Origin of the sequence: Salmonella sp. SAL04202, assembly GCF_046550775.1 — a bacterium.
Taxonomy (GTDB): Bacteria; Pseudomonadota; Gammaproteobacteria; order Enterobacterales; family Enterobacteriaceae; genus Salmonella; species Salmonella enterica.
On record NZ_JBGDXK010000001.1, the window covers coordinates 2041345 to 2049957 of the forward strand.

Annotated in this window: 11 protein-coding genes, 1 tRNA gene and 1 pseudogene; 7 read left to right on the forward strand and 6 right to left on the reverse strand. The window is 52.1% G+C overall.

Features of this window, described 5'->3' with window-relative positions; genetic code table 11:
• Positions 1 to 96: 96 nt before the first annotated feature.
• On the forward strand, positions 97 to 381 hold the full coding sequence (gene rplY, locus ACLJQJ_RS10235) for a 50S ribosomal protein L25 (RefSeq protein ID WP_000494192.1): 285 nt from the start codon (positions 97 to 99) through the stop codon (positions 379 to 381).
• Positions 382 to 489: 108 nt separating this feature from the next.
• Here the strand turns inward: rplY and ACLJQJ_RS10240 are convergent, their stop codons facing one another.
• Together ACLJQJ_RS10240 and yejK are read right to left on the reverse strand one after the other, a co-directional pair.
• Positions 490 to 1110 carry a hypothetical protein gene (locus tag ACLJQJ_RS10240; protein WP_024797764.1) on the reverse strand — a complete coding sequence of 207 codons (621 nt, stop codon included), beginning with the start codon at positions 1108 to 1110 and terminating at the stop codon, positions 490 to 492.
• 27 nt (positions 1111 to 1137) lie between these two features.
• Complete coding sequence (gene yejK, locus ACLJQJ_RS10245) at positions 1138 to 2145, reverse strand: nucleoid-associated protein YejK (RefSeq protein ID WP_000050806.1); 1008 nt, start codon at positions 2143 to 2145, stop codon at positions 1138 to 1140.
• 179 nt (positions 2146 to 2324) lie between these two features.
• Here yejK and ACLJQJ_RS10250 point away from each other — a divergent pair, with 179 nt between their 5' ends.
• From ACLJQJ_RS10250 to ACLJQJ_RS10270, 5 genes and pseudogenes are all read left to right on the forward strand, one after another.
• The gene (locus ACLJQJ_RS10250; protein ID WP_001135904.1) at positions 2325 to 2552 is read left to right on the forward strand and encodes a YejL family protein; all 228 of its coding nucleotides are present in this window, start codon (positions 2325 to 2327) and stop codon (positions 2550 to 2552) included.
• Between the two features lie 31 nt (positions 2553 to 2583).
• Entirely contained in the window at positions 2584 to 4344 is a 1761-nt protein-coding gene (gene yejM / locus ACLJQJ_RS10255) for an LPS biosynthesis-modulating metalloenzyme YejM (RefSeq protein ID WP_000256155.1), read from the forward strand.
• 73 nt (positions 4345 to 4417) lie between these two features.
• A tRNA-Pro gene (locus tag ACLJQJ_RS10260) sits at positions 4418 to 4494 on the forward strand.
• A pseudogene (locus ACLJQJ_RS10265) lies at positions 4450 to 4542 on the forward strand (hypothetical protein); the annotation flags it as partial. The gene ACLJQJ_RS10260 and the pseudogene ACLJQJ_RS10265, both read left to right, overlap by 45 nt.
• Complete coding sequence (locus ACLJQJ_RS10270; RefSeq protein ID WP_024157284.1) at positions 4536 to 4691, forward strand: hypothetical protein; 156 nt, start codon at positions 4536 to 4538, stop codon at positions 4689 to 4691. The pseudogene ACLJQJ_RS10265 and the gene ACLJQJ_RS10270, both read left to right, overlap by 7 nt.
• A gap of 184 nt (positions 4692 to 4875) precedes the next feature.
• On the opposite strand, the gene pagL is transcribed toward ACLJQJ_RS10270, so the two are convergent.
• Entirely contained in the window at positions 4876 to 5439 is a 564-nt protein-coding gene (gene pagL, locus ACLJQJ_RS10275; RefSeq protein WP_000281868.1) for a lipid A 3-O-deacylase PagL, read from the reverse strand.
• A gap of 730 nt (positions 5440 to 6169) precedes the next feature.
• On the opposite strand from pagL, the gene narP reads away from it, so the two are divergent.
• A complete protein-coding gene (gene narP / locus ACLJQJ_RS10280; RefSeq protein ID WP_024157285.1) occupies positions 6170 to 6817 on the forward strand; it encodes a nitrate/nitrite response regulator protein NarP in 648 nt (215 codons plus the stop codon).
• A 43-nt stretch (positions 6818 to 6860) separates the two neighbouring features.
• Here narP and ACLJQJ_RS10285 read toward each other — a convergent pair whose 3' ends face one another.
• The 3 genes from ACLJQJ_RS10285 to ACLJQJ_RS10295 form a co-directional block, all read right to left on the reverse strand.
• Positions 6861 to 7904 (reverse strand): cytochrome c-type biogenesis protein CcmH, encoded by a 1044-nt coding sequence (locus ACLJQJ_RS10285; protein WP_108679520.1) that lies wholly within the window; start codon positions 7902 to 7904, stop codon positions 6861 to 6863.
• Positions 7901 to 8458, reverse strand: coding sequence for a thiol:disulfide interchange protein DsbE (dsbE, locus tag ACLJQJ_RS10290; RefSeq protein ID WP_000828292.1), 558 nt, complete (start codon positions 8456 to 8458; stop codon positions 7901 to 7903). Before dsbE ends, ACLJQJ_RS10285 begins: the two co-directional genes overlap by 4 nt.
• Positions 8455 to 8613 (reverse strand): cytochrome c-type biogenesis CcmF C-terminal domain-containing protein (locus tag ACLJQJ_RS10295; protein ID WP_072153599.1); only part of this gene is annotated, 159 nt, incomplete at its 5' end. The genes ACLJQJ_RS10295 and dsbE, both read right to left, overlap by 4 nt.

Consider the following 8613-nt stretch of genomic DNA (forward strand, 5'->3'; position numbering starts at 1 on the left):
TTGAGTATAGAATCCCGCCCGCCTTTGCATACGCAAAGCAGATCACTTACCTGTTGCTGGGTCGCCTGTAGCAGGAATTATTAAAGAGAGATTTAAATGTTTACTATCAACGCAGAAGTACGTAAAGAGCAGGGTAAGGGTGCGAGCCGCCGCCTGCGCGCCGCTAACAAGTTCCCGGCAATCATCTACGGCGGTTCTGAAGCCCCGATTGCTATCGAACTGGACCACGACCAGGTGATGAACATGCAAGCTAAAGCTGAATTCTACAGCGAAGTTCTGACCCTCGTTGTTGACGGTAAAGAAGTAAAAGTTAAAGCTCAGGCTGTACAGCGTCACGCTTACAAACCGAAGCTGACTCACATCGACTTCGTTCGCGCGTAATCGCCTGGAAGTTGAAGAAAAACCCCGCCCCGGCGGGGTTTTTTTATGCGTGTAATTGAATTTGACGACATGCAGAGCAACGAGAACCCACTTTGCTTTTCTGCTTTCTTACACCTCGCCATATTCAATTAGCGCCTCCCCTAATCGAGGATCTGTAGTTTCCGCCGCGGTATTCATACCTTTAAGCCGATTGAATAATGCCCGTTGACGAACGCTGGCACTTTCTGGTTTCCATGGCAAAATTCGTATTGGTATCGTTTGCCCGTCATTCAACGCATCAAATACCTTTTCATTGGTCAGTAAGTCGCCGCAGCTCCATGTCTTGCTATCAAACTGAAAATCAAATAAGACATGGAGCTCCAGTTCATCTACACGCACTTGACGCTTTGCATTATCGATGCATATTTCCACCTTCTCTTTATGCGTCAAAGTTGCATCAAGATTGAGTCCATACCGTTTCAACTGCCCCTTGTCATAATAGTAACGTATGCTGGACCAGGTTGATTTAAAAGCAAATCCAGTAATGAATAAACCACTTAACAAGAACAGCGGGCATATGAACAAGCTCAGTAACCAGTTGGCGCCATAAGTATAAAACAGTACCAACGAGAGAACGGTGAACACCATCCCGAGCACCAACATCATCAAAAATGCGACAATGTGCGCATACAAAACCTGCCGAAATAAACTGAAATTAACAGGCGGCTTCTGACGTATTCCTTTACTCACTACAGCGTCCTTTTATGTCGTATGCCTTTATTTCCCGCCCGACGTGCGTCGCTGCAACTGGTCGCGCAGATTCGGCGGCGTCCCTTTGATAGTCAGGGTATCGGTCGCCGGGTCCCAGAAAATCCGCTCGCCCAGCAGCATCGCATCAAAGTTAATCGTTAACCCGCCGCCGCTGCCGGCATATTTGGTTAGCTGGCGCAGCGTACTGCGATCCGCCGGAAAGCTCTCTTCCAGCTCATAGCCTTTTTCGGCAGTAAATTCGCTGAAGCTGACTTCACTGACGCCGGAAAGCTCTTTAGACAGCGATTCCAGCTCAATCTCTTCCCCGGCTTGTAACTGCTCGTTGCAGTAGCTGTACACCTGCTGACGCACGTTCTGACGTTCTGCTTTATCCAACTGCGCTTCTGCGGTGAAATCATCCACTGCCTGCAACAGGCCGCGATTCTGCGCTTTGGCGTTCAACCCTTCGCTGGCACCGAGGAAATCCATAAAGAAGTCAGCGACCTTGCGCCCTACCCGACCTTTCAGGAACGTCAGATAGCGGGTCGATTGCGGATTAGTTTCCCACTCGGTAAGATCGATACGCGCCACGATATCCGCATGGTTGATATCAAGATAATGCGTCGGGTTAATGTCCAGATTTTCATTGACCCGCATACTGCTCAGGTTGTTCAGTACCGTAACCAGCAGATACTCCACCGCCAGGTAGCGATAATGGCAGAACAATACAATGCCGCCGTCCGCAAAGGGATATTTCGCCAGTTCGTCACGCAGGCGTCCGGTCGCCGCCCGGCTAAAGGCAAGAAAATCTTCTTCCCCCTGACGTTGCAACCGCAGCGCTTGCGCCAGTTCACTCTCTTCATTAAACAGGCCATACGCCTTATTCTTGGCGCTATAGACCCGATGCAGTTCAGCCACCATCTCGACAACGGTGGTTGTCGGCTCCAGCAATGAATCGCGCAAGACCAGCTCAAGATTTTGCTCATCGCGCTTGATAAGCTGGTGCAGGGCAATCTGGTTGATATCCAGACTCATGATAAACTCTCCTTTAAGACCGGGCGGTATTCAACCACCGCCTGCCGGAAGACGCAAGCAATCGCCCTGTCATTTCAGGCGTTATCCGTAACGCGAATGATTTAGGGGATAAAAATGCAGAAAAAAAACTGTTGCTACGGTAATATGTTGCCCTTTCATGAACAAACAGATTTTGATTTATGCCACAACTCTCCCGCTATAGTGATGAACATGTTGAACAACTGCTGAGCGAACTGCTCAGTGTACTGGAAAAACATAAGGCGCCGACCGATCTTTCCCTGATGGTGCTGGGAAATATGGTCACCAACCTTATCAACACCAGCGTTGCGCCGGCTCAACGCCAGGCGATTGCGAACTCTTTTGCCCGCGCCTTGCAGTCTTCGATTAGCGAAGACAACGCGCACTAAAAAGCCGACTCCGGAGAAACAAGCGACAGGTATGGTAACTCATCGTCAGCGCTACCGTGAAAAAGTCTCCCAGATGGTTAGCTGGGGGCACTGGTTCGCTCTGTTCAATATACTGTTGGCTACGTTGCTCGGCAGCCGTTACCTGTTTGTCGCCGACTGGCCGACAACGCTTGCGGGTCGCATATACTCCTACCTGAGCATTGTCGGGCACTTTAGCTTTCTGGTGTTCGCCACCTATTTGCTTATTCTTTTTCCGCTCACGTTTATCGTGATGTCCCAGCGGCTGATGCGGTTTTTATCAGCCATTCTGGCGACCGCGGGTATGACGTTGTTGCTTATCGACAGCGAAGTCTTTACCCGTTTTCACCTGCATCTTAATCCCATTGTCTGGGAGCTGGTCATCAACCCTGACCAGAACGAAATGGCGCGCGACTGGCAGCTTATGTTTATTAGCGTGCCGGTTATCTTATTGATTGAGATGCTATTTGCGACATGGAGTTGGCAAAAGCTGCGCAGTCTCACGCGCCGTCGCCATTTCGCAAGGCCGCTTGCGGCATTCTTTTTCGTCTCCTTTATCGCATCGCATCTTATCTACATCTGGGCAGACGCTAATTTTTACCGGCCGATTACCATGCAGCGGGCAAACCTGCCGCTCTCTTATCCGATGACGGCGCGACGTTTTCTTGAAAAACACGGTCTGCTGGATGCGCAGGAATATCAGCGCCGTCTGGTAGAGCAAGGCAATCCGGAAGCGGTCTCCGTACAGTACCCGCTCAGCAATTTGCACTATCGCGATATGGGCACCGGTCAGAATGTGCTGCTCATTACCGTAGACGGCCTGAACTATTCCCGCTTTGAGAAGCAGATGCCGGAGCTGGCTACATTTGCCGAGCAAAACATCGACTTCACCCGTCACATGAGTTCAGGGAATACCACTGATAACGGTATTTTCGGCCTGTTCTATGGCATATCGCCAGGCTATATGGATGGCGTGTTATCCACCAGAACCCCTGCGGCGCTCATTACCGCGTTGAATCAGCAAGGCTATCAACTGGGACTGTTTTCTTCGGATGGCTTCGCCAGCCCGCTTTACCGTCAGGCATTACTGTCCGATTTCTCGATGCCGACAGCGCAGACGCAGTCTGATGCGCAAACGGCCAGCCAGTGGATAGACTGGCTTGGACGCTACGCACAGGAAGATAACCGCTGGTTCTCATGGGTATCGTTTAACGGTACTAACATTGATGACAGTAATCAGAAGAATTTTGTTAAGCGTTACGCCAGCGCCGCCAGCGACGTGGATGCGCAAATCAATCGGGTTCTGAACGCGCTGCGAGAGGCCGGTAAATTCGACAATACCGTCGTGATCATTACCGCAGGACGCGGCATACCGTTGACGCCGGAAGAAAATCGCTTCGACTGGTCGCAAGGTCATCTGCAAGTACCGCTGGTGATCCACTGGCCGGGGACGCCTGCGCAGCGTATTAACGTGCTTACCGATCATACCGATGTGATGACCACGTTGATGCAACGCCTGTTACATGTCAGCACGCCAGCGAACGAATATTCACAGGGCCAGGACATCTTTACCGTTCCACGTCGTCATAACTGGGTAACGGCGGCAGACGGCAGTACGCTGGCAATCACGACGCCGCAAATGACCCTGGTGCTCAATAATAACGGTCATTATCAGACCTATGACTTACACGGCGAGAAGATCAAAGATCAGAAGCCGCAGCTCAGTCTGCTGCTGCAAGTGCTAACAGAAGAGAAACGTTTTATCGCTAACTGATTAATTATAAATCAGTTAGCACCGTTTCCCCTTGCATTCGCGTTGGAAAGAGGTAGTATTAGCACCCACAAGTCGGCACGTAGCGCAGCCTGGTAGCGCACCGTCATGGGGTGTCGGGGGTCGGAGGTTCAAATCCTCTCGTGCCGACCAAAATTCCCCTTAAAAACCAGCCTCTCAGGGCTGGTTTTTTTATGCCTGCAATTAAAAAGTTAGCTGATGCCAGAGACGTTATTTTGCATGAACTGATTTTGCATGAGCTGATCGGCGTAAACCATGTTTGTACTAAAACAGAAAAAGCGCATCTACACCCTATGCTGGAAGAAATGTTTGCAGTGGCAGGTAAATGAGTAAGCAATCTGTCGCAGCAATAATAAAACGTTCTGGTAAGGTAAACGGCCTACCACTTCTTTGTCACTAACAATTAGCCTCCCTGTCGCCATAGGGTCGATAACGATCGGCTAGTCACAACACGTTTTTGTAGACGGTGATGATTACTCCTTCAGCCAGCAACTCGCTAATTGTTATTCAACTTCAGAAATTATAACTAATTGAAGCACCTACAAAATTATGCCCTGAATTTTTATCCGTGAGTGATCCATTCGAAAAATGCCGGATATAAGCTTCTGTAGAAAAAGCCCCAAAGTTCCAGCCAAGAAACGCTTTTTCTCCAAAGGTAAATGCAGAATTGACACGCATATCATCTCGCGACTTAGATTTTATATAAGCCCCCAGACCAATACCGGTATAGATACCAGCGAAATGAACCAGCGCCACATCCTTCGAGATACCCAATACGCCCTGGTTATATTTATTGCAGGGAACGCTGCCAGAATGTTTACTGCAATCATCGCTACCCTTAGCCTTAAATCCTCCTAACTCCAGATTATTTCTTGCCTGTAAAAAGAAAAAATCGCTGGGTTCACTGTATGTCAGAAAAGCCGTATATAAATGCTCAACCCCTCCTCTTCTTATACTTTCTCCCGCAGCAAAAGAGATCTGATGCTTATTGCCCTTGCCAAAAAAAACATTATCATTAGCAGAACATGCGAATGCACAAAGTAATAATATATATATAAATATTCTCTTCATATACACTCCACCACCATTTCAATGTCAATAGTTTTTTTAACCGGATAGCATATTTAAAATTTTCTACCCCACGCTTACGCTCACAGAAACGGCTGATATAGCATCCACACACTACGCTCTCCCCTTGAGTCGCCCCAACGGGTGCTCAAAACGCCGCGAGTGTTGTTCAGGCACATCCAGGATAAGTTATAAGTGAATGACACTCATTTCTGACCACATTTTCATTTATGATAAGAATATCGTCAGAATCTCTTTATCGCATAAAAATACCTCTGCTATTGACTTAATATTTAATTTAACAGATGTCGCGGTTTATTCGTTCTGCTCAGATGTATTTCATTGACATTAATAAAACCATAAATAAATTCAGTTAAAATAATTTGTTAATAATGACAAGCTTTAGACGCTATGACTTTTAATAAGGAGTTTCCTGCCAGTAAAGATAGTCTGGACTTACGGGGGCAAGGGCGCAGCTACATATGCCACACTTCTGTTATGTCACATTGTCCGAAAAAAGCGTCCAGACCAGTATTCAACTTCAGGGAGTATTCTGTTTTCTCTCACAACGGGTTGTTTTATCCTTTCTATCGTTCAGCTAATGACTCGCCTGTCACAGGTTTTACTACTTACCCATGCACTAATTAGGGTAAAATTTACGCGCTTGACAATGTGGCAAATCTGGACGATTTCCGCGCTGAAAACAATAATCATTCTAATAAAACTCAGGAGATATAGCATGCCTGAAGTAACACCTTTTCAGGTGCTTATTGTGGACGACCATCCACTTATGCGGCGAGGTATTCGTCAATTACTGGAACTGGACCCGGCTTTTTATGTCGTTGCCGAAGCGGGTGACGGGGCGAGTGCGATCGATCTGGCGAATCGCATTGAGCCCGATCTGATCCTGCTGGATCTGAATATGAAAGGTCTGAGCGGGTTAGATACCCTGAACGCGCTACGCCGGGATGGTGTGACGGCGCAAATTATTATTCTTACCGTCTCGGATTCCGCCAGCGACATCTACGCGCTGATCGACGCCGGCGCCGACGGTTATCTGCTCAAAGATAGCGATCCGGAAGTGCTGCTGGAGGCCATTCGCAAAGGCGCTAACGGCGGTAAAGTCTTTAGCGATCGGGTCAATGAATATCTGCGTGAGCGCGAACAGTTTGGCGCGCAGGAAGATCCCTTTAGTATCCTGACCGAACGAGAGTTAGATGTCTTGCATGAGCTGGCGCAGGGGCTTTCTAACAAACAGATTGCGTCAGTACTGAATATTTCTGAGCAGACGGTTAAGGTGCACATTCGTAATCTACTTCGCAAACTAAACGTGCGCTCGCGCGTCGCGGCGACCATTCTATTTTTACAAACACGCGGAATGCAGTAACAAGCCAGGCCCGGTGGCGCCACGCCACCGGGCCGTCAGGGTCTTATTTCTCCTGCGCCAGCCGGATACTGCGCTCTATCACCGCCCGCCGGGCGTCACCCGCCGGCAGCAGCTTCAGCATCATCTCCCAGGCCGCCACCGCCTCGCCAAAGCGCTGCTGCTCAAAGGCGTTAAACGCATACAGGCTTAACACCCGGATATCCGTGTGGTCGCGGCTCACCAGCCGGCGCAGCAGCTCCCCGCCGCGGCGGTTATCCTCCGGGTCGGACGAGCGCGTCAGCGCCTCCGCGTAGCCCAGCGCCGCATCGCTGTTTTTCGGGTCCAGACGGTAAGCGTTCGCATACGCCCCGGTGGCGGTACCGGCATTACCCAGTACCATGCCAATGCGCCCCAGCATGAGCCAGCCCTCAACATTGCCGGCATCATTCTGCAGGCGGGTGCGCAGCCCCAGCGCCAGCCGCGCCATCTCCTCCTCATTCAGCGGCTGCGCCTGCGGGTCCAGCGCCCGCGCCAGCAGCCCGGGCGTCTGCGCCGTTGCCTGCTGCCAGGCCCTGACCTGCGGATAGCTGCCGGTCAGGGCGTAGCTGCCGGCGCCGACCGCCAGCGCAATGACGGCCCCCGGCACGTAAACGCCCCACCCGGCGCGCGCGCCGCAAACCGGGGTGTCCGCCGGCAGCGGCTCCCGGCGCAGACGCACCCGCCGGCGCGTGCGGGCGACGATTATCCACCCGCCCGCCACGATGGCGGCCAGCGGCAGCACCCACAGCAGCACCGTCAGCGGGGTCAGCGGCGGGTCGTAGGTGACGAAGTTGCCGTAGCGCGCCACCATGTAATCGATGATTTCCTGGCGGCTCTTCCCCTCCTGCATCAGGTCATACACCCTGCGGCGCATGTCGGTGGCTATCATCGCGTTCGAGTCCGCAATGCTGTTGTTCTGGCATTTCGGGCAGCGCAGCTGCTCCGTGAGCTGGCGGAACTGCTGCTCCTGCGCTTCATCTTTAAACGGCATCACGTCGGTGGTCGCCCGCGCTGACCCGGCGATAACCAGCGCCAGCATCAGCATCACCATGCCCGGTAACAGTCTCATTGCGCCGCCTCCCGGCTGTATCTGTCCCACAGCGGTTTCAGTTCACTTTCCCATACCCGGGCATTCAAATCGCCCGCATGGCGGTAGCGGATAATCCCGTTGCCGTCGATGAGGAAGGTTTCCGGCGCGCCGTACACGCCCAGGTCCAGCCCCAGCATCCCGTCGCTGTCCGATAAACTCAGCGCATACGGGTTGCCCAGTTCCTTTAACCAGGCCACCGCCTTCGCCCGGTCGTCCTTATAGTTCAGCCCGACCACCCGGATACCCTGCGCAGAAAGCTGGTTCAGGTACTGATGCTCGGCGCGGCAGGTCGGGCACCAGGTGGCCCAGACGTTAAGCAGCACCGGTTTCCCCTGCGTCAGCACCTCCGCCTCATAGTACTGACCCGGCGTCTCCAGCGATTCCAGGCGGAACGCCGGCACCGGCTTTCCGGTCAGTGCCGATTCGAGATTCGTCGGGTCATCGCCCTGCGCGTTGCGCGCCAGCTGCCACAGCAGCGCCGCGGCAATCAGCAGAAAAATCAGTAACGGTAATAACAGTACGTTGCGTTTCATCCGGCCTCCGGCAATGGTTTACGGCGGCGGTAGCGCGGGTCCGCCAGGCACAGCAGCCCGCCCAGCGCCATCAGCAGCCCCCCGGCCCATATCCAGCGGACAAACGGTTTGTAGTACAGGCGCACGGCCCACGCGCCGTTGTCCAGCTCCTCCCC

What these genes read in the sequence shown, in the direction of transcription:
- rplY (WP_000494192.1), top strand. Translation starts at nt 97, where the DNA reads ATGTTTACTATCAACGCAGAAGTACGTAAAGAGCAGGGTAAGGGTGCG.
- yejK (WP_000050806.1), bottom strand. Translation starts at nt 2,145, where the DNA reads ATGAGTCTGGATATCAACCAGATTGCCCTGCACCAGCTTATCAAGCGC.
- ACLJQJ_RS10250 (WP_001135904.1), top strand. Translation starts at nt 2,325, where the DNA reads ATGCCACAACTCTCCCGCTATAGTGATGAACATGTTGAACAACTGCTG.
- yejM (WP_000256155.1), top strand. Translation starts at nt 2,584, where the DNA reads ATGGTAACTCATCGTCAGCGCTACCGTGAAAAAGTCTCCCAGATGGTT.
- ACLJQJ_RS10270 (WP_024157284.1), top strand. Translation starts at nt 4,536, where the DNA reads ATGCCTGCAATTAAAAAGTTAGCTGATGCCAGAGACGTTATTTTGCAT.
- narP (WP_024157285.1), top strand. Translation starts at nt 6,170, where the DNA reads ATGCCTGAAGTAACACCTTTTCAGGTGCTTATTGTGGACGACCATCCA.
- ACLJQJ_RS10285 (WP_108679520.1), bottom strand. Translation starts at nt 7,904, where the DNA reads ATGAGACTGTTACCGGGCATGGTGATGCTGATGCTGGCGCTGGTTATC.
- dsbE (WP_000828292.1), bottom strand. Translation starts at nt 8,458, where the DNA reads ATGAAACGCAACGTACTGTTATTACCGTTACTGATTTTTCTGCTGATT.